Here is a 24,605-nt window from a genome sequence, read left to right on the forward strand (position 1 = left end):
AAGGTGACGGGACTTTATTGAAATGTATTAACCTACAGTAAGATCTTGCAGGCGATATACATCCATTGGTAATTTAATCGCTAAGGCTTGGCATACAGCATCTGCGCCATTCAAGGTCGTGGTGTAATACACTTTACCTTGCAATGCAGAACGACGGATTGAGAATGAATCCTGCTGAGCTTGTTTGCCTTCAGAAGTATTGATGATGAGGTGAATCTCACCATTTTTCAAGCGGTCTACAATGTGTGGGCGACCTTCAGTCACTTTATTCACACGTTCACACTCAATACCTGCATCGGTGATGACTTTATGCGTACCACCCGTTGCAACAAGTTTGAAGCCAAAATCAGCCAATTGTTTTGCAATACGCGCCACATGCGGTTTATCTGACTCACGTACAGATAAGAATGCATGTTTCACTTCGCCTTCAGTTGGGATTCCTGGTAAGCGATCATTCGAGCCTAACACAGCTTTATAGAATGCTTCACCAAAAGTTTTACCTACGCCCATGACTTCACCTGTAGATTTCATCTCAGGCCCAAGCACAGGGTCTACACCAGGGAACTTGTTGAATGGGAACACAGCTTCTTTCACAGAGAAGTGTTGCGGAATAATTTCTTTAGTAAAGCCTTGTGCTTCTAAAGATTGACCTGCCATACAACGTGCTGCAACTTTAGCCAATGATTCGCCAATACACTTAGAAACGAACGGAACAGTACGTGATGCACGTGGGTTCACTTCCAAGATATAAACGTCATTGCCTTTAACGGCAAACTGTACGTTCATCAAGCCAATAACGCCCAATTCTTTTGCCATTGCAACAGTTTGACGACGCATTTCGTCCTGTACTTCATCTGACAATGAATAAGGTGGAATTGAACATGCAGAGTCACCAGAGTGAATACCTGCTTGTTCGATGTGCTGCATAATACCGCCAATCACCACATCTTTACCGTCAGATACGCAGTCTACGTCAACTTCAATCGCATCATCCAAGAAGCGGTCTAACAATACAGGCGCATCGTTAGAGGCTTGAACTGCATCACGCAAGTAGCGTTTAAGTTCTTCTTCGTTATACACGATTTCCATTGCACGGCCACCCAATACATAAGATGGACGAACAACTAACGGATAACCTACTTTAGCTGCTTCTGTGATACCTTCTTCAGCAGATTTTACAATGCTGTTGTTCGGCTGACGCAATTGCAGACGTTGAATCATTTGTTGGAAACGTTCACGGTCTTCTGCACGGTCAATTGCATCTGGTGATGTACCAATAATTGGTGCACCTGCTTCTTCTAAAGCGCGCGCCAATTTCAGTGGAGTTTGACCACCGTACTGCACAATAATGCCTTTTGGCTTTTCTGTACGTACGATTTCAAGTACATCTTCCAAAGTAATTGGTTCAAAGTACAAACGGTCTGAAGTGTCGTAATCGGTAGATACGGTTTCAGGGTTACAGTTCACCATGATGGTCTCAAAACCATCTTCACGCATAGCAAGGGCTGCGTGTACACAGCAGTAATCGAATTCGATACCTTGACCAATACGGTTTGGACCGCCACCAATGACCATGATTTTGTCTTTGGTAGATGGATTTGATTCACACTCTTCATCGTAAGTTGAATACATGTAAGCAGTGTCAGATTCAAACTCTGCAGCACAGGTATCTACACGTTTGTAAACTGGATATACACCCATGTTCCAACGTTGTTTACGGAATTGCTTTTGTGAAATGCCCATCAAGTTGGCAATACGTAAGTCAGATAAACCTTTGCGTTTAAATGAACGTACATTTTCAGCAGTTAAGTCACCAAAACCTAAAGATTTGATTTGTTCTTCAGTTTTAACAATGTCTTCAATCTGAACGAGGAACCATTTGTCAATTTTGGTCGCTTGGAATACGTCTTCTACAGAGAAGCCATGACGGAAAGCGTCTGCCACGTACCAAATACGCTCTGGGCCAGGAACTTTGAGTTCAACCAAAATTTTGTCACGTGCGCCTTCAGCACCCACTTCAATTTGTTCGTCAAAACCGCAAGAACCAGTTTCCAAACCACGAAGCGCTTTGTTGATCGACTCTTGGAAGTTACGGCCAATTGCCATCACTTCACCTACAGATTTCATCTGTGTGGTTAAAGTCGCATCTGCTTGTGGGAATTTTTCAAAGTTGAAACGTGGAACTTTAGTTACAACGTAGTCAATTGATGGTTCAAATGACGCAGGGGTTGTACCGCCTGTGATGTCATTTTTAAGTTCATCTAGGGTGTAACCAATAGCAAGTTTTGCAGCAACTTTTGCAATTGGGAAACCTGTTGCTTTAGATGCAAGCGCAGATGAACGTGATACACGTGGGTTCATCTCAATTACAACCATACGACCAGTATTCGGGCAAATACCGAACTGAACGTTAGAACCACCTGTTTCTACACCAATTTCACGAAGTACCGCTAAAGATGCATTACGCATCAATTGGTATTCTTTGTCCGTCAAAGTTTGCGCAGGAGCAACGGTGATTGAGTCACCAGTGTGCACGCCCATTGGGTCAAAGTTTTCGATTGAACATACGATGATACAGTTGTCGTTTTTATCACGTACAACTTCCATCTCATATTCTTTCCAACCAATAAGTGATTCATCAATCAATAATTGTTTGGTTGGAGAAAGATCGAAACCGCGTTCACAGATTTCAAGGAATTCTTCTTTGTTATATGCGATACCGCCACCAGAACCACCCATGGTGAATGATGGACGAATAATCACAGGGAAGCCAAAGCGAGATTGAATCTCAAGTGCTTCTTCCATAGATTCAGCAATTGCTGCTTTTGGACACTCAAGACCAATTTTGCGCATTGCTTCATCAAACAATTTACGGTCTTCGGCTTTTTCAATCGCGTCTTTGGTTGCACCAATTAATTCAACATTGTATTTGGCTAAAATACCGTTGGCATCTAATGCAAGCGCACAGTTCAATGCAGTTTGACCACCCATGGTCGGAAGTACTGCATCTGGACGTTCTTTTTCAATGATTGCTGCAACAGTCTGCCAAGTGATTGGCTCGATATAAGTTGCATCTGCCATTGCAGGGTCAGTCATGATGGTCGCAGGGTTCGAGTTTACCAAAATAACGCGGTAACCTTCTTCACGCAGCGCTTTACATGCTTGAGCACCAGAATAGTCAAACTCACAAGCCTGACCAATAACAATAGGACCAGCACCAATAATTAAGATGCTTTTAATATCCGTACGTTTAGGCATTATTTCGCTCCTTAATTACTTCTTAGCGGCTTCAATAAGTTCGATGAAATGATCGAACAAGAGTGCGCAGTCATGTGGACCTGAACTTGCTTCTGGGTGACCTTGGAAGCTAAATGCAGGCTTGTCTGTACGATGAATACCTTGGTTTGTGCCATCGAACAATGAACGATGCGTTGAACATACATTGCTTGGTAAGGTGCTTTCATCTACCGCGAAGCCGTGGTTCTGAGAAGTAATCATCACTGTACCAGTTTCTAAGTTCTGTACAGGATGGTTTGCGCCGTGGTGACCGTGCGGCATTTTCATTGTTTTTGCACCTGATGCAAGTGCAAGAATTTGGTGACCTAAACAGATACCAAATACAGGAGTATTCGTGGTTTCTACAATTGTTTTTACAGCTTCAATTGCGTAGTCACATGCAGCAGGATCGCCAGGGCCATTTGACAAGAAAATGCCATCTGGGTTTAACGCAAGGACTTTTTCAGCAGGGGTTTGTGCAGGAACAACGGTTAATTTGCAACCGCGGTCTGCGAGCATACGCAGGATGTTGGTTTTGACACCGTAATCGTATGCAACCACATGATATTTAAGTTCAGGTTGAGTAAAGCCTTTGCCAAGTTCCCATGAACCTTCAGTCCATTCAAAACCTTCAGGGTCGCAGCATACTTTTGCAAGATCTAAGCCGTTTAAGCCGCCAAATGCACGTGCTTTTGCAATTGCTTCTTCTTCAGTGATATTTTCACCAGCAAGAATACAACCGTTTTGCGCACCTTTGGAACGTAAAATACGGGTCAATTTACGGGTATCAATATCGGCAATTGCAACAACATTGTGTTGTTGTAAGTATTCGCCTAAAGATTGAGTAGAACGGAAGTTACTGTGTAATAAAGGCAAATCACGGATAATTAAACCGTTTGCCCATACTTTATGAATTCGACCTGACTCAACATCTTCATCATTGCAACCAGTGTTCCCAATATGTGGGTAAGTTAAAGTCACAAGTTGTTGTGCATAACTCGGGTCGGTCAAAATTTCTTGATAGCCAGTCATGGCAGTGTTAAAAACGACTTCACCAGTCGTGCTTCCCGTTGCACCGATAGACGTACCTTTAAAGATTGTACCGTCGGCGAGGGCTAAAATGGCGGGGGTGCTCAAACCAAAGCTCCTGAACTAAAACCACAAAAATAGGGCTGTAAAAAAGCGAGTAGACGAAAAAAAAGGAAGGTCAATATTTAAACCTACCCTCCTATGTCTGCTCGCTTGAACTTAACATTGCATTATACGCATGAACTCGCCAAAAGTCCATTGTGAATCTAACGAATATGTAAGATAAAAGACTTGCTTTTTTTGCTAGGTTTATGTTTTAGCGTGTAGTCCAAATGTAAGCAATCTACGATTGTTAGACAATCCAAAACCCATTTGAGTCTAAATTGCCTTATGCTTAATTTATAAACAACAACGACCTTGGGTAAAAGCGAATGACTGAACAAGATAAATCAGCCACTGAACCACAAAACAGTGCAATCAAAGCAGTAAGTGAAGGCGCTGAAAGGCTTGAAAAAGTAACGCATGATGCCAAAGAGCAGGTGCTTGATGTAGTTGCGGAAACGCAAGAAAAACTTCAAGCCGAAGCAAAACAACTCAATGCCAGCGTGCAAGAGCAATTGGGTCAGTTAAAGCAAGATGTGTTGCAAAAAATTGAAGCTTTAAAAGCACAATTTGGTAGTTCACCTAAAGATTTAGGCGAATTAAAAGACTTTGTAAAAACTGAATTTAGCGCAATTATTGAAGATCTTTCTAAACTTGGTAAAGAGTTGAAAGAAGATGTCAGCAGCATTTCAGTAAAACACAAAGATCAATTGGCTGAAACTTTTAAGCGTTCTAAAGAGCACACACTAGAAGCGTGGAAAAAAGTAAATCCATCAAAAACTGAAACTAATGATGAAACTGATCAAGCATAATCCAGTTTAATCTGTTGCTGATTCAGCCATAAAAAAAAGTGAGGTCATGCGCCTCACTTTTTTATTTAAATTTCTTGCTCAAACCAAAAACTAGTTGTTTCAATCTAAACTATTATTAATCACAGTTAGAACTGATGTAGCCAATCGCGCTTATTGTGAAAATCGGCGGCAGGGCTGCTGTGTTGCATGGCATAAAACTGCTCGCCCTGACTGGTTTTTAATACAGCTGTGAGCCCAATAAACAAATCTGTCCATTTCAGTTTATGTTTCAGCATAAATTCGGTTAAATCCAAACTGACATTTAAACCGTAATGCGTACGTTTTAGCTGATTCAACTCAATATCATAAGCGGCCACAGGTGGCATTTGCTCAGGATAACGATATTCTTCAAAGGCATAGGCTTGCCAAGCTTGAGAAGGGGAGAGATTGATTTCACGATAAAAATCTTCGCCCTGAACGCCAATGAAAATTTCAAAGCAGGTCTGTTCCCACAAAAAGTCCTGACGCGGATGTGAAGCCACCAATGCAGGCCATTCGACCCACTGATTCGGATCACGCAGCCAATAACCTACATTTAAGCTAAACGGACTTTGTTGTTCAATTGCACCGACCAAAGAAATCGCTTGAAACTGACGATCAAAGGCGCTGAGTTCGTAACTTGCCATATAAGCTTAGTTAGACAAATGAGCGTGACGAACTAAATTTGACAACTTGGCATTTTGTTTTGCTGCTTTTTTATAAAGTAAAGCAATTTTACCAATTGTTTGTACCACTTCAGAACCTGTTGCTGCAGCAATTTCAGTAATTACAGCTGCACGTACTTCACGGTCTTCACCACCAATTTTAACTTTAATCAATTCGTGATCGTTTAAAGCACGGTTGGTTTCTTCAATTACATTTTCAGTCAAACCTTGACCGCCAACCATCACTACAGGGTTAAGTGCATGACCAATTTGACGTAAACGCTTGCGTTCCTGAATAGAGAGAGCCGCCATAAAGATAACCTAATTTTAAAAACGGCTTAGTATAACAAAAGCCAATTTGAAACGCTGTAAATTCTATGCAAATAATCCGCGATCTTGCAGCAGTACAAAAATATCAAAATTGAACATTTGCTTAGGTTTATCCATTAGTGATGAGAGAGGTTTTTTATGCCACAGTACAGAAATAAGCGATGGATTTAATAGAAAAAACTTGTTAGTTATTGGCATTTAGATACAGATGTCTACTGCAAGCTTGCTAATTTTCACGTACAATCGCAATTTAGATGGCTATTCGTTACTAAGAGAGTTATGGCAACACGCATTACCAACCAAAAGTTATCCAAAAGTAGTCGTGCGTGGATGAGAGAGCACCTAGATGATCCCTTTGTGAAAAGAGCGCAAAAAGAAGGGTATCGTGCACGTGCTGCATACAAACTACTTGAGATTCAAGAAAAATATAAACTGATCAAACCGGGCATGACGGTGGTGGACTTAGGTGCAGCACCGGGTAGTTGGTCGCAAATCGCAGGGAAACTTGTCGGCGACAAAGGTTTGGTGATCGCTTCCGATATTTTGGAAATGGACGCACTACCAGATGTGACCTTCTTACAAGGTGACTTCCGCGAAGAAGAAGTTTTCGAAAAATTGTTAAATATTTTAAACGGACGCACGGTAGACGTTGTAATTTCCGATATGGCCCCCAATACATCAGGTAATAAAGCTGTAGATCAACCGCGTCAAATTTACTTATGTGAGTTGGCTCTCGATTTTGCCAATCGCGTATTGGGACCTAATGGTCAGTTTGTGGTCAAAGTGTTCCAAGGTTCGGGATTTGACGAATTTCGTAAACAGGTCGTGGACAGTTTTGATGTGTTAAAGACAGCAAAACCCGCTGCTTCACGCGCGCGTTCCAAAGAAGTATTCCTTATTGGACAAGGACGTAAAAAAGCGTCTAAATAAAGTTTACTTGCCAAGCCGTTAAAAATTGTGCATTTTGTACGTTTTTAATGAATTGTCTAGCTGATCTTCAGCTTTTTGAATGAAAGGTCACCCAGTAACGGGCATGATCAAATTAGATTGATATGGGAATAAAGCTTTGAGCGATCTCTTCAAGAATGCCGTATTGTGGCTGATTATACTTGGTGTGCTGATTCTAATTTTCAGCAACATCAATAACAGTGAAAAGCCAACTGCAATGAACTATTCAGAGTTCGTTACAGCGGTGAATGCTGGTCAAATTAAGCAAGTCACAATTGATGGCGAAAGAATTAGTGGCGAAAAAGTCAACGGCTCGTCCTTTGAAAGCATTCGTCCAGCAGTTCAAGACCCTGAACTGATGCCGAATCTGATTAAAAACAACGTTGTTGTTGAAGGTACTGCACCTCAACGTCAAGGTTTGTTAATGCAACTATTGATCGCAAGTTTCCCTGTACTTTTAATCATTTTGTTATTCATGTTCTTTATGCGCAACATGGGTGGCGGTGCAGGTGGTAAAAACGGCCCGATGAGCTTTGGTAAATCTAAAGCCAAAATGTTGTCTGAAGACCAAATTAAAGTCACATTTGCCGATGTAGCAGGCTGTGACGAAGCAAAACAAGAAGTGGTTGAAATTGTAGATTTCTTAAAAGACCCTGCTAAATTCAAGCGTTTAGGTGCAACTATTCCTAAAGGTGTGTTGATGGTAGGTCCACCGGGTACAGGTAAAACCTTATTGGCGAAAGCCATTGCAGGCGAAGCCAAAGTTCCATTCTTCAGCATTTCTGGTTCTGACTTCGTTGAAATGTTCGTGGGTGTAGGTGCTTCTCGTGTTCGTGATATGTTTGAGCAAGCTAAACGCCATGCACCATGTATCATCTTTATTGATGAGATTGATGCGGTAGGTCGTCACCGTGGTTCAGGTACAGGTGGTGGTCACGATGAACGTGAGCAAACACTTAACCAAATGCTTGTTGAAATGGATGGTTTTGAAGGCAATGAAGGCATTATTGTTATCGCTGCGACAAACCGTGCCGATGTACTGGATAAAGCTTTATTGCGTCCAGGTCGTTTTGACCGTCAAGTAATGGTTGGCTTGCCAGACATTAAAGGTCGTGAGCAAATTCTGAATGTTCACTTGAAAAAACTGCCTTCAGTTACAGGTGTAGATGTCAAAGTCTTGGCACGTGGTACACCAGGCTTCTCTGGTGCGCAGTTGGCAAACCTTGTGAATGAAGCTGCATTGTTTGCTGCCCGTCGTAATAAAAATACGGTGGATATGCACGACTTTGAAGATGCTAAAGACAAGTTGTATATGGGCCCTGAACGTAAGTCGATGGTACTGCGTGAAGAAGAACGTCGTGCAACGGCTTATCATGAAGCAGGTCATGCGATTGTTGCTGAAATGCTGCCGGGTACAGACCCTGTGCATAAAGTGACGATTATGCCGCGTGGTTGGGCATTGGGTGTGACATGGCAATTGCCTGAACATGACCAAACTAGCCATTATAAAGACAAAATGCTAAATGATTTGTCTATCTTGTTTGGTGGTCGTATTGCAGAAGAAGTCTTTATTAATCAAATGTCAACAGGTGCATCGAATGACTTTGAGCGTGCAACCAAATTGGCGCGTGCGATGGTGACCAAATACGGTATGTCTGACAAGTTAGGCGTAATGGTCTATGAAGATGATACACAACAATCATTCATGGGTAGTTTAGGCAGCCGTACGATTTCTGAAGCAACCCAACAACAAGTGGATGCTGAAGTTCGTCGTATTATTGATGAGCAATATAAAGTTGCCCGCGATATTTTGGAAAATAACCAAGATATTGCCCACGCAATGGTAAAAGCATTGTTGGAATGGGAAACCATTGATCGTGACCAAATCCGCGACATTATGGAAGGTCGTGAGCCACAGCCACCGAAAGTGTATATTGCAGACAATCCTGTGATTGATGTAACACCAACTGATGGTCCAAGCACACCGCCACCATTACCAGCGAGCTAATCAGTTCACATAATGTTAAAAAGAGTCTTTGTATAAAGGCTCTTTTTTTATTCGTGTGGTTTATGCGCCGTTGCAACAGGAATATTGGTAATGTTGAAGCGCACTGAAAAGAATTCAACATCTTCAAAATTACCCTTGTTAAAATAAGCTTTTCAAATTGAAAGGAAGACCAGCATGCAGCTGATGCCATTACCCAAGCGCGTATTGCAATGTGGACGTTTGCGTTTAGATTTATCTCAGCCGCATGTGATGGGAATTCTAAATGTGACACCAGACTCGTTTAGTGATGGTGGGCGACATAATGAAAAAGATGCTGCTGTGGCGCGTGCTTTGGAAATGATGGCAGAAGGTGCAACCGTGATTGATATTGGCGGCGAATCAACACGTCCAGGAGCTAGTCCTGTGAGTGTAGAAGAAGAAATTCGTCGTGTGGTTCCTGTGGTAGAAGCCTTATCTGCTTATGATGTGGTACTTTCGATTGATACGTCACAGCCCGAAGTGATTCGTGCTGCCGTAGCTGCAGGGGCGCATATCTGGAATGATGTACGTGCGCTGACCCGCCCCAATGCGTTGCACACAGCCGCTGAGTTAAATATTCCCGTGATTATTATGCACATGCGTGGTGAACCGACTACCATGAACAATTTAGATCAATATGATGATGTCACTGCAGATGTGATTGCAGAATTGCAGCAACGTGTCGCTGATGCTTTGGCGGTAGGGGTCAAGCCTGAAAATATCATGATTGATCCAGGTTTTGGTTTTGCGAAAAATGCACAACAGAATCTGAAATTGTTAAATGAGTTGCATCAACTTAATGGTATGGGGTATCCAATTTTATCGGCATTGTCCCGTAAACGCTTTATTGGTGAAGCTTTGGGTGGGGCAGAGCCAACACAGCGTGCAGTTGGTTCTGTAGCGGCACATTTACTCAGTATTCAGCAAGGTGCTTGTATGGTGCGTGCGCATGATGTGAAAGCCATGTCTGACGCCATTAAAGTCTGGCAAGCAATGCAGTTGGCAAATTAATCGCAGTATGCAAATTGGGGCGAAGCTAGAATTAAAGCCTTGCTTATGCTATATAGGCACGCTTGAATCTCTGTATTTTTGAGTGCTTGTATGTTTGCAGATTTACTTCTCCCGATGTTTGATGATGAGTTTTATCCTGATATTTTAGTTGCTGAGTTAAAACAACTGATTCAACAGTTTGCAAAACACGTGTCTAAATCCAATTTATCTGAAACCGATATTTATCATTTTGCAGATCAGACCGTGCAAGCCATTAATAAAATGAAACCACAATTTGAAGATCTGGATTCAGATTTGGACGATACCGCAGCAGATTATATTGCTGAGGCGATGATGATGGTGCTGCAAGATCAAGGCTATTTCGAGATTGAAATGGAAGAGTTGATTGCAACGAGAGAGTGGTGATAGGTCACTCTCTTTCAGCTTTAATTTATGGGTGATTCAATAAATCATCTAAAACATCATCCAAATGGCAACTTTGCTGTGTATGTAGTTCTGCAATTTCCCGAACATTCAACGTATATAGCCCATTATGTTCATTCGGCTGTGCAATTAAATTGACCCAAAACTTTGTATTTTGTTGCAGCAAAGTTTTGAGTTGCTTTTCTTCTTCAGGATTTTGGAAATTTAATAAATATAAATTGTTGCCTAAGCTGCAACGACGTAATTGTAATTCTTGATTTTTATATTGCAATGTTCCTGCAAAAACATCATAAAATTCTGCATCAGTTTCAATTGGGTTTACGGATTCGGTTGCTGACTCAAGGCTGGGATTTTGTGCATGGCTTGCAAAACTGAGCAAGCAGCATAAACAGATCACCCATTTGAAAGAGAAGATAAAGCGTTGTAGAGACATTTCAAATCATCGGCACATAAGTGTTATCGTTTTCAATATTATATTTTTTAGGCATAAAAAAACCAGCTTAATGCTGGAGTTCTTTATTTGCACCATTTGAATGATTTGATTCATTAAAATGGTGCCCGAGGCCAGACTCGAACTGGCACGCTTTGAGGGCGGGGGATTTTAAATCCCCTGTGTCTACCGATTTCACCACTCGGGCATGTGCGCAATAATAGAGGACGAAATAAATCTTGGCAAGTAAATTTATTTACAATTGCTTTCTTTTCAATCAATTCAACTTATTAGCTTGAAAAAAGTTCGGTTTGCAGTATATTTCTGCTGTTTGTCATCAATATTTCATGAATTTGAGATCAAAGCGAAATCATAAATTTCTATGTTGAGCGCTCAAGAAAAATAAAAGGAATATTCATGAACATTCGCTTAACTCGCCGAGAGCTGATTCAAAAAAGTTTGGCTGGTTTTGGGGCGTTGTCATTGCCAGTCGCATTAACTGCATGTGGTGATGACAATGAAAATACAGCAGAAAATGCATTAAAGGTGCAGTTTTTGCATGGTGTCGCCAGTGGTGATCCGCTGCATGATCGTATCATTTTATGGACACGTGTAACGCCAAGTGACATGGCAGCATGCATTGAAGTGGTTTGGGAAATTGCCAGCGATGAGGCGTTTAAGCAATTGGTAAATACTGGCAAAGTACAAACCAGCGCAGCGCAAGATTTTACTGTTAAAGTGGACGCAGATCGTTTACAGGCAGGGACTAAATATTATTACCGTTTCCGCTTTGGTAATACGGTTTCTGCTATAGGACAGACCAAAACCTTGCCACAACGCAGCGATCAAGTGAAATTTGCGGTCTGTTCTTGCTCGAACTATCCCGCAGGTTATTTTCATGTGTATAAAGAAATGGCACAGGAAAACAATCTGGATGTGATTATTCACTTGGGTGATTATATTTATGAATATGGACAAGGTGGCTACGCGACTGACGATGCAAAACAGTTAGGACGTACCTTTGCTGCAGACAATGATAAAGAAATTATCAAGTTAGATGATTATCGTAAACGTTATGCTTTATATCGTACCGATGCTGATTTGCAGACTGCTCACCAACGCCATCCATTTATTGTCATTTGGGATGACCATGAACTCAGTAATGATACTTGGGAAGCGGGTGCAGATAATCATCAAGAAGGTGAAGGCAGCTTTATAGAACGTAAAATTGCGGCATTACAGGCGTATTTCGAGTGGATGCCAATTCGTCCAGTTGCAGAAAATGATCATTTGAATATTTATCGCCAGTTTGATTTTGGTGGTTTGGTGAATTTGATGATGCTGGATACGCGTATTTTGGCGCGTCATAAGCAATTAGATTATGCTAACTATATGACGGCAGAAGGTATTGATGCTGCTAAATTTCAGGCAGATTTATTTAGTGATCAACGCACATTGATGGGTGGAGTTCAACGAGAATGGTTGCAAAAGCAGTTGGGGCAGTCTAAGGCTACTTGGAATGTTTTGGCTCAACAAGTGTTGATGGCGAAAATGCTGATTCCACAAGAACTGTTATTGCCTTTAGCGAAAATCACCAATGGTGATCAGCAACCTGAAACACTTGCACAAATGAAGCAGAAAATTACAGAATTGGTCACGCTGAAATTGCGTTTAAAAGCGAATGATCCAACTTTGACAGCAGTAGATAAGGCACGTTTGTATGCGGTTGCACCTTATAACCTCGATGCTTGGGATGGTTATGCCTACGAGCGAGAAGTTGTGTATGGGACATTGCAGCAACTTGGGAAAAAAGCAGTGGTGTTGGCAGGTGATACTCACAATGCTTGGGCTGCAACCTTGCATACACATGAAACAAATCATGAGGTTGGGTTGGAATTCGCGACCAGCTCGGTATCATCGCCCGGAATTGAGTATTACTTAAATGTGCCTGCAGACGAAATGGCAGCGTTGGAATATGCCTTTCAAGAACTGATTGATGAACTGGATTATTGCAACTTAAATCAACGTGGTTATTTAACGGTGACTTTTGATCGTGCGCAAGTGGTTGCAGATTGGAAGTTTATAGATACGGTTAAGGCACGTGAATACAAACTCGATGATACGCGTGGTCATCAACAGAAGTATGGTGTAGACTTAAAACCAATCATTGATGTCGCTAAAACTGCTTAAAATTGGTGTGATATTTACAGAAAACCGAGTCTAAGTTGCTCGGTTTTTTTTGATGATTAAGCGGAGGTTTTTAATCGAGTTTATCTTGAATATAACTATCTAAATCTATGTATTTAATGCTTTTACATAAATTGTGTTCAACCTGCATCAGTTGTTGATGTAACTGAATTGCATGTTGATATTGCTGATTCAATTGGGCAAAACGAGGGCTATTTTTATTGGAAAAATACATCCGATATTGAATTTTAGCAGCTTGACGATATGACCAGTAAGCAGCACGGCGAAATTGCGTTAAGCAATATTTTTGTTCAAGGCTTATGTGGTCACGGAACATATTCTCTTTATAGAAACGTACAAAACCAAAACTGATGCAGAAAAAGAATAAAATCCCTTGCAGAATTGCACTCTGAAAATAGGCGAAATTTACCGCTTGTAGCAGAATCAATACTGCTATTTTTATGGTGGCATGTTGCTGTAGTTGATACCACGATGCCGAACTGTGTTTAATTTGATACAACACATAAGGTAGAAGCAGCATAAAACCTAACATGATGGCTAAAATCGCCAATGCCTTGGCTTGAAAGGCATCGTACTGCGGTGCAAAGTTTTGAATCCCGTGCGCCAGACTGATTGAAATAGGAATAAAAATCAGGCAGGCCAAGACCCATGGAATCATTTCTTTCCAATCATCCAGCATGCCTTTGCTTTGAATAAAACCATAAAACAAAATATTTCTTTTAAATGCAGCAGGGTATTGTTGTTGCAATTGCTGCAAATCAAGAAGCGCTTGTTTAGGGTTCATAGAGGCATCATTGAATATTGAATAAAGAGGGGAAAACCTAAAATTTAGGCATAAAAAAACCAGCTTAATGCTGGGTTCTTTATTTGCACCATTTTAATCTATTTTAAAATGGTGCCCGAGGCCAGACTCGAACTGGCACGCTTTGAGGGCGGGGGATTTTAAATCCCCTGTGTCTACCGATTTCACCACTCGGGCATAGTTTTACAAGATTGGAGGCGGAGGTCGGAATCGAACCGGCGTCCACGGAGTTGCAGTCCGCTGCATGACCACTCTGCCACCCCGCCGCGTCTTGTGATGCGTATATTAGCAAGCTCTGAAAAAAAAACAATACTATTAAATGAGCAGATGCACATTAATTCGACATATAGAATAAAATAGTCTAAATAATCATGTATTATTTGCAAAATTGATTCATATCAACATTTGGAGATGTGCCGTGGCATTAATTTTAGACGGTCGTGCATTGGCAAAACAAATTGAAGCTGATCTGTTAACACGTGTAGAAGCGTTAAAAGCAAAATCAGGTCGTACCCCAATTCTAGCGACTATTTTGGTCGGTGATGACGGTGCATCTGCAACTTATGTACGCATGAAGGGCAATGCTTGCCGTCGTGTGGGCATGGATTCTTTAAAAGTAGAATTGCCAACAGAAACCACCACAGAACAATTATTGGCAGAAATTGAAAAATTGAATGCCAATCCTGATGTGCATGGTATTTTGTTGCAACACCCAGTTCCTGCGCAAATTGATGAGCGTGCTTGTTTTGATGCGATTTCACTTGCAAAAGACGTAGATGGTGTGACCTGTTTAGGTTATGGTCGTATGGCAATGGGCGAAGCTGCATATGGTTCTGCAACACCTGCAGGCATTATGACCATTCTTAAAGAAAAAAACATTGAAATTGCAGGCAAACATGCCGTTGTTGTGGGGCGTTCGGCAATTTTAGGTAAACCAATGGCTGCGATGCTTCTTGAAGCCAATGCAACAGTAACCATTTGCCATTCACGTACCCAAGATCTTGCAAGTTTTGTGAAACAAGCGGACATTATTGTTGGTGCGGTTGGTAAAGCTGAATTGATTCAAAAAGACTGGATCAAACCAGGCGCTGTGGTTGTTGATGCAGGCTTCCATCCACGTGATGGCGGTGGTGTTGGTGATATCCAATTGCAAGGCATTGAAGAGATTGCTTCTGCATATACGCCTGTACCAGGTGGCGTTGGTCCAATGACCATTACAACTTTGATTCGTCAAACGGTTGAAGCGGCTGAGAAAGCGTTAGGTTGATGAAGACCTCTCCCTAACCCTCTCTTGCGCTTCAATTTAAAAGCAGTGCTTTAAATTTTGCTCAGGAGAGGGGAAATTCATTGTGAAAATAATGGATGTTCCTTCTCTTGCGCCGTATACGGCTCAGGGAGAAGGCTGGGATGAGGGCTTAAAAATTCTCTCCCTAACTCTCCTAAAAAAGAGTGGGGAATTCATTGTAAAAATAATGAATGCTCCCTCTCCTTTAAAAAAGCAGAGGGAACTTTTTAAATTAGAACGAATAAAAATCCAATGAGCTGTACCTTTCAATTTCCTAAAGCCCCTGAACATCTTTTAGATGCTTTACATGATGTAATTCCAAATTGTGAATTACTGGCACAGCAATTGCCTGAAACGCCTATTTCACTTTGGCTTATTCCACCAGTATTTCCTACCGACAAGCTAGATGATGAAGTGATTCGTCGTATTTGGAATGATACGCCGTACTGGATTTTCTGTTGGGCTTCAGGACTTGCAATGGCGCAATGGTTATTAGCAGAACCGCAGCAAGTAAAAAATAAAGTCGTTTTAGACTTTGGTGCAGGTTCGGGCGTGGTGGCGATTGCTGCAAAAATGGCAGGTGCCAAACGGGTAATTTGTTGTGATATTGACCCCATTAGCCTTGCAGCCTGTCGAGCCAATGCTGAATTGAATGATGTGGTGCTTGAATATTTAGATGATCTATACAAAGCAGAACAAGTGGATGTATTGTTGGCTGCCGATGTACTTTATGATCAATGCAATCGCTTTTTTTTAGATGAGTTCTTAAAGTTCGCCCCAGAAGTTTGGGTGGCAGACAGCCGAGTGAAAAACTTTAGTCATCCACAATATATAAAAATAGATGAACGCAGCGCGACCACATGGCCAGATTTGGATGAAGCCAAAGAGTTCCGTAATGTGAGTTTTTATAAGACGCGATAACTCATCACGTCTTATAGGAAGCCAGTTTTGTGGCGCGAATTAATTGCAGCTATAACGCACAATGCGCAGTGTGCTTGGGCGAGCATCTAAGGCCTGACGTGTAGCATAGTTTTCACTGCTATGTAGCTCAGGTGTGTTCGATAAGCCAATAGAGGTGCGGCTTTGCCCAAGTTGGCGACCATACGGGTCTTGTTGGTTGGCTGCAGGATTCACCACTTCATTAATACTTAAAATCCGCAATTGATAAGTTTTATGCGCACCAAGTTCTTTTTGGCAGGCACGCTGTAATTTACTTTCATCGCGCTGTTGGTTTTGACGTCCTGCAAGAGTGTAGGCTAATACTGCGTTGCGATCAGTTTTGCTTTCGACTTTATAGCCAATAAAACTATTCTCGTTTTGCTCAGGCAAACTTTGACAAGCGGATAAACCTAACCCAAGTCCCGTCATAGCCAAAATAATCATTGTATTCTTCATGGTTTTATTCATGATCATGTCTCATGTTTTGATGTCATTTCATTCTTGTTTTAAGTATGCCATAGCTGAGTGGACAAAGCATGGCTTTGTTGGCGGTGTAGCAGGCTGTCTATATTTGAGCTGATAAGCGTGTGCTTGTGATGTCATGTTTTTACCTTGAATCTTCGTATTATTTAGTATTTACACATCAGGTGGGATTGTTGAAGAGCGGATTTCGGTGCTTTTAACACATAAAATATTAGGGCAATAAAAAAGGTCACCGAAGTGACCTTTTCTTAGCAATCAGCGTTGAATTACGCAGATTTAACCGCTTCAAGTAAAGCAGCTTGACGTGCTTTCAATGCAGCAGGTAGGCGCTCACCAAGTTTGTTGAATAACTCAGTGTGGCTTTCTAACTCTTTGATCCATTGTTCTTTGTCTTGCGCTGTTACAGTTTCAAATTGCTCTTTAGAGAAATCTAAACCAGTCCAGTTCAATTGCTCATACGTTGGAACAAAACCAATTGGAGTTTCAACAGCTTCTGCACGACCTTCGCAACGATCAATGATCCACTCAAGTACACGCATGTTTTGACCAAAACCAGGCCATACGAAGTTGCCTTCTGCATCACGACGGAACCAGTTTACATTGTAGATACCTGGTAATTTGTTGCCTGCAGCTTTTGCTTTCTCGCCAACTTGCTCACCCATCTCTAACCAGTGAGAGAAGTAGTCTGCCATGTTGTAACCAGCAAACGGAAGCATTGCAAATGGGTCACGGCGTACAATACCTTGTTGACCAACGGCTGCTGCAGTCGTTTCAGAACCCATCGTTGCTGCTTTATATACGCCATCTACCCAGTCAAATGCTTCTGAAATTAGAGGCACTGTGTCTGCACGACGACCACCGAAGATGAACGCTGAAATTGGAACACCTGCTGGATTTTCCCAGTCAGCATCGATAGAAGGGCATTGACCTGCTGCAACAGTGAAGCGCGCATTTGGATGAGCTGCTTTTTCTGCGCCAGTGTGTGGTTGACCTTTCCAGTTGGTTAGGTTTGCAGGAACTTCTTTAGATAGACCTTCCCACCATACTTCGCCGTTGTCAGTCACAGCAACGTTGGTATAAATCACGTCTTTGTGCAGAGTTGCCATACAGTTCGGGTTAGTCTTGGTGTTTGTACCAGGAGCAACACCGAAGAAACCAGCTTCAGGGTTAATTGCATATAAGCGACCATCTTCACCTGGTTTGATCCAAGCAATATCGTCACCTACAGTTTCAATTTTCCAGCCTTCGTAACCTGCAGGTGGAATTAACATCGCAAAGTTGGTTTTACCACATGCAGAAGGGAATGCTGCAGCGATGTAGTGTTTTTCGCCTTGTGGATTGGTCACGCCTAAAATAAGCATGTGTTCTGCTAACCAGCCTTGTTCACGGCCCATTGCAGAAGCAATACGAAGCGCTAAGCATTTTTTACCCAATAATGCGTTACCGCCGTAACCAGAACCATACGACCAGATTTCACGAGTTTCTGGATAATGTACAATGTATTTTTCTTTGTTACATGGCCAAGCAACGTCTTTTTCGCCTTCAGCCAATGGTGCGCCCACAGTGTGTACGCAAGGAACAAATTCGCCATCTGTGCCCAATACGTCATAAACAGCTTTACCCATACGAGCCATTTTAGACATGCTGACAGCAACATAAGGAGAGTCAGTTAATTCAATACCGATGTGAGCAATGTGGCTACCTAATGGGCCCATAGAGAATGGAACCACATACATGGTACGACCAGCCATTGAACCGTCGAATAAACCGTTTAATTTAGCGCGCATTTCAGCTGGCGCTTCCCAGTTGTTCGTCGCACCAGCATCTTCTTTGTTTTCAGAGCAGATGTAAGTACGGTCTTCAACACGAGCAACGTCAGAAGGATCTGAATTTGCAAGGTACGAACCAGGGTGTTTTTCTTGGTTTAATGCTTGCATGGTGCCGTTAGCGATCATCAAGTCGATTAGACGTTGATATTCTTCTGCGCTACCGTCACACCATTCAATTTTTGCTGGTTTCGTTAACTTTGCAATTTCTTCAACCCATGCAATAAGCTTAGGGTGACGAACGAATTCTGGTGCGTTCACTTGGGTCATGGTGAGGCCTATCTTAAATGTGTACAAATCGTGTACAAAGTACAATCTGAACGATGGGGTACATGGTTCAGATGAAATATGAAAAAAAAGTGGCTGTATTAAAGCACAAAAACATAAAAAAAATAAGACATAGGCTTGATTTAGCTTTATGTGAAAAATACCCATATAAATAATGAATAACATATATGAAACATGGGCTTACAACTTTTTTGTGTTCCATTTATCATTATTTAAAAAAATTATGGGCATTATTTATTTTAATTATTTTTAATTAAAACATGTACTTATATCTTAAATTTTATAAAGAATGATTATTGATTTAATGAATGGTCGTCATTCGATTTTTACATAAAGCTGCTTTTCATTCTGCATCAATTGGTTGAAATTAGAGCAAAAGCTTTAAAATGATTGAAGAAAATGTCGACAACATTACAGCCTTTATCTCTTATTTATAATCAAAAATCAGGATTTCATGCCACACAGCAAGAAGGTGTATATGAAGAACTGTTGCATGTTTTGTCACAGCATGGTTTTGAAATCCAATTGTTTGAAATGGGTGGAATCGCCAATTTTGATCAACTGATGCAACAGGTGTTAGCACGGCATCAAGCAGCGCAGTTAAGCGGTGTTGTGGTTGCAGCAGGTGGTGATGGTACTTTAAATGCAGTGGCGGCTAAACTGAAAGGCACTCACATTCCGATGGGTATTTTGCCTTTAGGCACGTTTAATTACGTGGCGCGTTTATTGAATATCCCACTGGATTTAATTGATGCTGCACAAGTCATTGCTACAGGCACGACGCGAGCTGTGCATGTGGCACAAATCAATCAACATATTTATTTAAACAATGCCAGTTTGGGTTTGTACCCTTTATTTATTCAAAAGCGCGAGCGTTATAACCAATATTTAGGACGTTTACCTTTGCATGCCTATACTTCAGGTTTGGATGTGCTGATTCGTGACCGTAAAGAGTTAAAATTAAAAATTGCAATCGATGGCACACTTTATCCCTTAAAAACCCCGTTGATTTTCTTTGGCAATAATCAATTGCAATTATCTGAAATGAATTTACGTATTGCGCAAGCGGCAGAACAGGGCAAAGTTGCGGGTGTCGTGGTTGCCAAAAGCGATAAGCTGACTTTATTTAAAATTTTATGGCAAATGATTCAGGGCAAACTAGATCAAGCCAGTGATGTTTATAGTTTTGCTGCAGATCAGGTGGTAATTCACAGTACACAGACGCAGCTGACCGTGGCGATAGATGGGGAAATTGTCAAAATGCGTCCGCCATTACATATTTCGGTGCAGAAGAATGCACTCAACATTAAGGTGCCGCATGTTATTGCATCTGTCTGATTTGCATTTCGGCACCGAAAATATCGCGTGTATGCAGGCGATTCAACAGTTGTGTGCATCATTGCAGCCTGAAGCGGTAGTGGTGAGCGGCGATTTAACTCAACGCGCACGTTATGCACAATTTTATGCCTGTAAGCATTTTTTAGACAGTTTAGATGTGCCGTATTTGGTAGTACCAGGTAATCACGATATTCCGCTGTATCATCTCTGGAAAAGGTTTTTGAGTCCATTCGCCCGTTATCAGTTGTTTTTTGGGCGCATGGAAAGTGTGTTGGAAACGCAACATTTTTATCTGATAGGCGTAAATAGTATTCGACGCCGTTTTCATACTCGCGGGCATATTTCTTTAAGTCAAATTCAGGAAGTTGAAGCTTTGCTACAAGTTGCGCCAAGTAATAAGTTTAAAATTTTGGTGGCGCATCAACCATTTTATACACCACCAGATGATCGCCACAGCATTAAAGATTGCCCAGTGTTGGGGCGAATTGCCTTAGAGCAGTGGAGTAAAAGTGGTTTATATGCCTTGCTGCATGGGCATTTACACCAACCCGCAGTATATGACTTAAATCAAATTTATGCCTTAGGCTCAGCGCATCCTGTGCTGGATATTCATGCGGGTACTGCAATTTCATATCGTTTGCATCAAGGTATGCCGAATAGCTTAAATGTATTGTGTAACAATGGTGATGTGCAGCATTACATTTTTGATGCTGAAAAAAAGCAATTTGTGTTGTGGCAACAAAATGCAGAATAAATCACCGATCTAGCCAACTTGTCTAAAAAAACAACAAAAATTGAAAAATTTTTAGCTTTTCCCCTTGAAGCGTTTTTTTCCATCCCCACAACTGTGTCATCTAAAATTTATTTTGATGATGACCAAAGGAATAATTAAGTCGTCATCAGGAATCTATACATTGACTTAGTCTAATGGAGTTATTTATGAGCAACATTCGTCCATTACATGACCGCGTAGTTATTCGTCGTGTTGAAGAAGAAACAAAAACAGCTGGCGGTATCTTGCTTCCAGGTTCTGCTGCAGAAAAACCAGCCCAAGGTGAAGTGATTGCAGTAGGTAATGGTCAAATTACAGACAATGGCGTACGCGCTTTAGACGTAAAAGTGGGCGACAAAGTCTTGTTTGGTACTTATGCAGGCACCACAGTTAAAGTAGACGGTGAAGAACTTCTAATTATGAAAGAGTCTGATATTTTAGCGGTACTTGAAGGCTAAGTTCAGAACTCATATTCAAAGCAAATTTGAACATTATTTAAAAATATTTGGAGTTAAACATGTCAGCTAAAGACGTAAAATTTGGTGATTCAGCTCGCACAAAAATGATCGCAGGTGTAAACGTACTTGCAGACGCAGTTAAAGTAACTTTAGGCCCTAAAGGTCGTAACGTAGTGATTGACCGTTCTTTCGGTGCGCCGCACATCACTAAAGATGGTGTATCTGTTGCGAAAGAAATCACCTTGAAAGACAAGTTTGAGAACATGGGTGCTCAGCTTGTACGTGAAGTGTCTAGCAAAACCAATGATATCGCAGGTGACGGTACGACCACTGCAACAGTACTTGCACAAGCCATTTTAAATGAAGGCATCAAATCTGTAACTGCGGGCATGAACCCAATGGATTTGAAACGTGGTATCGACCTTGCTGTAAAGGCAGTCGTTGCAGACATTAGAGCAACGGCTAAACCTGCTTCTGACACGAAAGCGATTGAGCAAGTAGGTTCTATTTCTGCAAACTCGGACACGACTGTGGGCAAGTTAATTGCAGAAGCAATGGAACGCGTTGGTAAAGAAGGCGTAATCACTGTTGAAGAAGGTTCAGGCTTTGAAGACGCGCTTGACGTTGTAGAAGGTATGCAGTTTGATCGTGGTTATATCTCACCATACTTCGCGAACAAACAAGATACTTTGACTGCAGAACTTGAAAACCCGTTCATTCTTCTTGTTGATAAAAAAATCAGCAACATTCGTGAACTGATTACTGTCCTAGAAGCGGTTGCAAAAACAGGTAAGCCTCTTCTGATCATCGCTGAAGATGTTGAAGGCGAAGCGTTGGCAACACTTGTTGTAAACAACATGCGCGGCATCATTAAAGTATGTGCAGTGAAAGCGCCTGGTTTTGGTGATCGTCGTAAAGCAATGCTTCAAGATATTGCAATCTTGACAGGCGGTACGGTTATTTCTGAAGAAATTGGTATGTCTTTGGAGCAAACATCACTAGAGCATTTGGGTAGCGCGCACAAAGTTACAGTCTCTAAAGAAAACACCGTGATTGTGGATGGTGCTGGTGATGCAAATCAGATTTCTGAGCGTGTTCAGCAAATCCGTGCGCAAATCGAAGAATCTACTTCTGAATATGACAAAGAAAAACTTCAAGAACGTGTTGCTAAATTAGCAGGCGGTGTAGCAGTCATCAAAATTGGTGCTGCAACTGAAGTTGAAATGAAAGAGAAGAAAGACCGTGTGGATGATGCGCTTCACGCAACTCGCGCTGCGGTTGAAGAAGGTGTTGTTGCAGGTGGTGGTGTTGCACTGGTGCGTGCTGCATCTGCACTTGATGGTCTGACTGGTGCTAACGATGACCAAAACGTAGGTATCAACATTCTTCGTCGTGCAATTGAAGCTCCGCTTCGTCAAATCGTAGCCAATGCTGGTGATGAGCCATCTGTAGTAATCAATGCTGTGAAGAACGGTGAAGGTAACTATGGTTATAACGCTGCGACTGGTGAATATGGCGACATGTTGGAAATGGGTATTCTTGACCCTGCAAAAGTAACTCGTTCTGCACTTGAGCATGCAGCGTCTGTTGCTGGTCTGATGTTAACAACAGAATGTATGATTACTGAAATTCCAGAAGACAAGCCAGCAATGCCAGATATGGGTGGCATGGGTGGTATGGGCGGTATGATGTAAACCTCAGCGTACCCAAACTTCAAAAACCTCGTATCGTCAGATACGGGGTTTTTTTTATGGCGCAGTTTTTGTAATGTAGAGATTGCACACATGAAAAGACAAAATCACCTAGCTATTTTTTATTTACACATTAAATGTGTAATATGTATCTAAACTCCTTTTTTTTGTGAATAAAACTCATTATTCTTTTTAGAACAATAAGAAAAACAAATGATTAAATAAATGTAATGCAGATTGGAGTAGGCATAAAGGGGATAAAAATGGATAACCGAGAACACGAAATTATAGGCAGTATTTATGATGCCGCTGTAGATGTGAATTTATGGCCGCAAGTAATTGAAAAAATTGTTCAATATACAGACAGTAAAACCGCCATTTTTACTGCCTTAGATCAATTTAGTCCAAGTTACGATTTTTTATTTAGTCACAATATTCCAGATGAAGCTTTGCATGCCTATCGTGATGAGCGGATTCGTGTGATTGACATGCAGTTACACCGAGTATTGTGGGAAAATTTAGGTGTGGGCCAAGTAGCGAGCTCGGATTTATCGCATTATGGGGAAAACCCTGAAAGTGATGAATATATCTTTTATGAACGGTGTTTGAATCCGACGGGAATTAGTTATATCTCGGCTGTTTTGCTCGATCAGGGTTCACATCGCTGGGCGGTTTTGGGATTACACCGTGCGCCAGATGTAGCGCCGTATCAACAAAAAGAGTTGGATTTTTTAAAGCATTTGGGTGTGCATTTACGCCGTGCTTTACAAATCCATCGTCAGTTTAGTTTGGTTAAACAAGAAAATTTAAGTTTGTATAGCGTGCTCGATCATTTAAAAACAGGTGTAATTTTGCTTGATCATCAGCTGAGTTTGACTTATTCAAACCCTTTAGCTCAAAGCATGCTGGAACACGATTCATGTTTAGATTTGGATTTGTATAATCGATTAAAAACCCATGCTTATGATCAAAGTCGTTTAGATCAACTATTACATTCAGCGTTGTTGGGACAGTCGGCATTAAACGCAGATGTAGGCGGTGTATTGTCTTTGTCAGATGCGAAAGGACAACAATTAATGCTGACTATCGTACCTTGTTCTAAATTAAAAAATATGCAGCATCAAAATGCAGGACAACATCAAATTGCGGTATTTCTGACCGATAAACATCAGCACTATGCCTTGTCTAAAGCCTATTTGCAGCAAGCTTATCAATTATCTAAACGTGAGTTTGAGTTGTGTGAGTTGTTGTTGAATGGTTATAAGTTAGAAGAAATTGCGGAACATTGCGGGATTACCCTCAGTTCGGTGCGCACTTATTTTAAAAATATTTATGAAAAAACCCAATGCAAATCGCAAATTGAACTCATGCATTTATTAATGGGTTGTACCATTCATTTTGAGCATATTGGTTAAAGCTGCCTAAATTTTGCTTAGGCAGCTTTA

General features: G+C 41.4%; 21 protein-coding genes and 3 tRNA genes. 13 read left to right on the top strand and 11 right to left on the bottom strand.

The genetic code is table 11. The features are described 5' to 3' along the window. Positions 1 to 27: 27 nt before the first annotated feature. Both carB and carA read right to left on the bottom strand, forming a co-directional pair. Positions 28 to 3,258 carry a carbamoyl-phosphate synthase large subunit gene (gene carB, locus FTT91_RS06460; RefSeq protein WP_180169164.1) on the bottom strand — a complete coding sequence of 1,077 codons (3,231 nt, stop codon included), beginning with the start codon at positions 3,256 to 3,258 and terminating at the stop codon, positions 28 to 30. 15 nt (positions 3,259 to 3,273) lie between these two features. Next, a complete protein-coding gene (gene carA, locus FTT91_RS06465) occupies positions 3,274 to 4,413 on the bottom strand; it encodes a glutamine-hydrolyzing carbamoyl-phosphate synthase small subunit (protein WP_154320968.1) in 1,140 nt (379 codons plus the stop codon). 323 nt (positions 4,414 to 4,736) lie between these two features. Between carA and FTT91_RS06470 the strand changes: the two genes are divergently transcribed. Beyond that, positions 4,737 to 5,219, top strand: coding sequence for a hypothetical protein (locus FTT91_RS06470; protein ID WP_167845852.1), 483 nt, complete (start codon positions 4,737 to 4,739; stop codon positions 5,217 to 5,219). A gap of 125 nt (positions 5,220 to 5,344) precedes the next feature. Here the strand turns inward: FTT91_RS06470 and FTT91_RS06475 are convergent, their stop codons facing one another. Together FTT91_RS06475 and yhbY are read right to left on the bottom strand one after the other, a co-directional pair. Then, positions 5,345 to 5,884 carry a DOMON-like domain-containing protein gene (locus FTT91_RS06475; RefSeq protein ID WP_019836762.1) on the bottom strand — a complete coding sequence of 180 codons (540 nt, stop codon included), beginning with the start codon at positions 5,882 to 5,884 and terminating at the stop codon, positions 5,345 to 5,347. Between the two features lie 6 nt (positions 5,885 to 5,890). Continuing rightward, on the bottom strand, positions 5,891 to 6,214 hold the full coding sequence (gene yhbY / locus FTT91_RS06480) for a ribosome assembly RNA-binding protein YhbY (protein WP_004972158.1): 324 nt from the start codon (positions 6,212 to 6,214) through the stop codon (positions 5,891 to 5,893). Positions 6,215 to 6,511: 297 nt separating this feature from the next. Here yhbY and rlmE point away from each other — a divergent pair, with 297 nt between their 5' ends. The 4 genes from rlmE to FTT91_RS06500 all read left to right on the top strand — a co-directional run bounded on the left by rlmE (position 6,512) and on the right by FTT91_RS06500 (position 10,622). Further along, positions 6,512 to 7,162: a 23S rRNA (uridine(2552)-2'-O)-methyltransferase RlmE gene (gene rlmE / locus FTT91_RS06485; RefSeq protein ID WP_004972157.1), complete on the top strand. Its 651-nt coding sequence runs from the start codon at positions 6,512 to 6,514 to the stop codon at positions 7,160 to 7,162. 136 nt (positions 7,163 to 7,298) lie between these two features. Then, on the top strand, positions 7,299 to 9,188 hold the full coding sequence (ftsH, locus tag FTT91_RS06490; RefSeq protein ID WP_004972155.1) for an ATP-dependent zinc metalloprotease FtsH: 1,890 nt from the start codon (positions 7,299 to 7,301) through the stop codon (positions 9,186 to 9,188). Positions 9,189 to 9,362: 174 nt separating this feature from the next. Continuing rightward, positions 9,363 to 10,217: a dihydropteroate synthase gene (gene folP, locus FTT91_RS06495; RefSeq protein WP_004972153.1), complete on the top strand. Its 855-nt coding sequence runs from the start codon at positions 9,363 to 9,365 to the stop codon at positions 10,215 to 10,217. Between the two features lie 90 nt (positions 10,218 to 10,307). After that, positions 10,308 to 10,622 carry a DUF5713 family protein gene (locus tag FTT91_RS06500; protein WP_131260668.1) on the top strand — a complete coding sequence of 105 codons (315 nt, stop codon included), beginning with the start codon at positions 10,308 to 10,310 and terminating at the stop codon, positions 10,620 to 10,622. Positions 10,623 to 10,647: 25 nt separating this feature from the next. Here the strand turns inward: FTT91_RS06500 and FTT91_RS06505 are convergent, their stop codons facing one another. Continuing rightward, positions 10,648 to 11,073, bottom strand: coding sequence for a hypothetical protein (locus FTT91_RS06505; RefSeq protein ID WP_167845853.1), 426 nt, complete (start codon positions 11,071 to 11,073; stop codon positions 10,648 to 10,650). A gap of 119 nt (positions 11,074 to 11,192) precedes the next feature. Next, a tRNA-Leu gene (locus tag FTT91_RS06510) sits at positions 11,193 to 11,278 on the bottom strand. Positions 11,279 to 11,487: 209 nt separating this feature from the next. Between FTT91_RS06510 and FTT91_RS06515 the strand changes: the two genes are divergently transcribed. Then, complete coding sequence (locus tag FTT91_RS06515; RefSeq protein WP_154320964.1) at positions 11,488 to 13,260, top strand: alkaline phosphatase; 1,773 nt, start codon at positions 11,488 to 11,490, stop codon at positions 13,258 to 13,260. A 70-nt stretch (positions 13,261 to 13,330) separates the two neighbouring features. Here FTT91_RS06515 and FTT91_RS06520 read toward each other — a convergent pair whose 3' ends face one another. From FTT91_RS06520 to FTT91_RS06530, 3 genes are all read right to left on the bottom strand, one after another. After that, positions 13,331 to 14,062: a hypothetical protein gene (locus FTT91_RS06520; protein WP_096900995.1), complete on the bottom strand. Its 732-nt coding sequence runs from the start codon at positions 14,060 to 14,062 to the stop codon at positions 13,331 to 13,333. Positions 14,063 to 14,171: 109 nt separating this feature from the next. Then, positions 14,172 to 14,257 (bottom strand) — tRNA-Leu (locus FTT91_RS06525). A 15-nt stretch (positions 14,258 to 14,272) separates the two neighbouring features. Beyond that, positions 14,273 to 14,346 (bottom strand) — tRNA-Cys (locus tag FTT91_RS06530). A 152-nt stretch (positions 14,347 to 14,498) separates the two neighbouring features. On the opposite strand from FTT91_RS06530, the gene folD reads away from it, so the two are divergent. Together folD and FTT91_RS06540 are read left to right on the top strand one after the other, a co-directional pair. Continuing rightward, positions 14,499 to 15,347 carry a bifunctional methylenetetrahydrofolate dehydrogenase/methenyltetrahydrofolate cyclohydrolase FolD gene (gene folD / locus FTT91_RS06535; RefSeq protein WP_004972142.1) on the top strand — a complete coding sequence of 283 codons (849 nt, stop codon included), beginning with the start codon at positions 14,499 to 14,501 and terminating at the stop codon, positions 15,345 to 15,347. Positions 15,348 to 15,617: 270 nt separating this feature from the next. Then, complete coding sequence (locus tag FTT91_RS06540) at positions 15,618 to 16,286, top strand: methyltransferase (protein WP_004972140.1); 669 nt, start codon at positions 15,618 to 15,620, stop codon at positions 16,284 to 16,286. Between the two features lie 39 nt (positions 16,287 to 16,325). Here FTT91_RS06540 and FTT91_RS06545 read toward each other — a convergent pair whose 3' ends face one another. Together FTT91_RS06545 and FTT91_RS06550 are read right to left on the bottom strand one after the other, a co-directional pair. Next, the gene (locus FTT91_RS06545; RefSeq protein ID WP_131260784.1) at positions 16,326 to 16,760 is read right to left on the bottom strand and encodes a hypothetical protein; all 435 of its coding nucleotides are present in this window, start codon (positions 16,758 to 16,760) and stop codon (positions 16,326 to 16,328) included. 293 nt (positions 16,761 to 17,053) lie between these two features. Further along, complete coding sequence (locus FTT91_RS06550; protein ID WP_180169165.1) at positions 17,054 to 18,883, bottom strand: phosphoenolpyruvate carboxykinase (GTP); 1,830 nt, start codon at positions 18,881 to 18,883, stop codon at positions 17,054 to 17,056. Between the two features lie 417 nt (positions 18,884 to 19,300). Between FTT91_RS06550 and FTT91_RS06555 the strand changes: the two genes are divergently transcribed. From FTT91_RS06555 to FTT91_RS06575, 5 genes are all read left to right on the top strand, one after another. Then, positions 19,301 to 20,239 carry a diacylglycerol kinase family protein gene (locus FTT91_RS06555; protein WP_180169166.1) on the top strand — a complete coding sequence of 313 codons (939 nt, stop codon included), beginning with the start codon at positions 19,301 to 19,303 and terminating at the stop codon, positions 20,237 to 20,239. After that, positions 20,220 to 20,993 carry a metallophosphoesterase gene (locus FTT91_RS06560; RefSeq protein WP_180169167.1) on the top strand — a complete coding sequence of 258 codons (774 nt, stop codon included), beginning with the start codon at positions 20,220 to 20,222 and terminating at the stop codon, positions 20,991 to 20,993. The genes FTT91_RS06555 and FTT91_RS06560 overlap by 20 nt, the downstream gene beginning before the upstream one ends. A 185-nt stretch (positions 20,994 to 21,178) precedes the next feature. Then, positions 21,179 to 21,469, top strand: a complete 291-nt coding sequence (gene groES / locus FTT91_RS06565) for a co-chaperone GroES (RefSeq protein WP_004972131.1) — start codon at positions 21,179 to 21,181, stop codon at positions 21,467 to 21,469. A gap of 59 nt (positions 21,470 to 21,528) precedes the next feature. Continuing rightward, positions 21,529 to 23,163 carry a chaperonin GroEL gene (gene groL / locus FTT91_RS06570; RefSeq protein ID WP_096900991.1) on the top strand — a complete coding sequence of 545 codons (1,635 nt, stop codon included), beginning with the start codon at positions 21,529 to 21,531 and terminating at the stop codon, positions 23,161 to 23,163. 260 nt (positions 23,164 to 23,423) lie between these two features. Then, positions 23,424 to 24,575 (top strand): helix-turn-helix transcriptional regulator, encoded by a 1,152-nt coding sequence (locus tag FTT91_RS06575; protein WP_180169168.1) that lies wholly within the window; start codon positions 23,424 to 23,426, stop codon positions 24,573 to 24,575. The last annotated feature ends 30 nt before the right edge of the window (positions 24,576 to 24,605 follow it).

Source organism: Acinetobacter sp. YH12021, assembly GCF_013420145.1.
GTDB classification, from domain to species: domain Bacteria; phylum Pseudomonadota; class Gammaproteobacteria; order Pseudomonadales; family Moraxellaceae; genus Acinetobacter; species Acinetobacter towneri.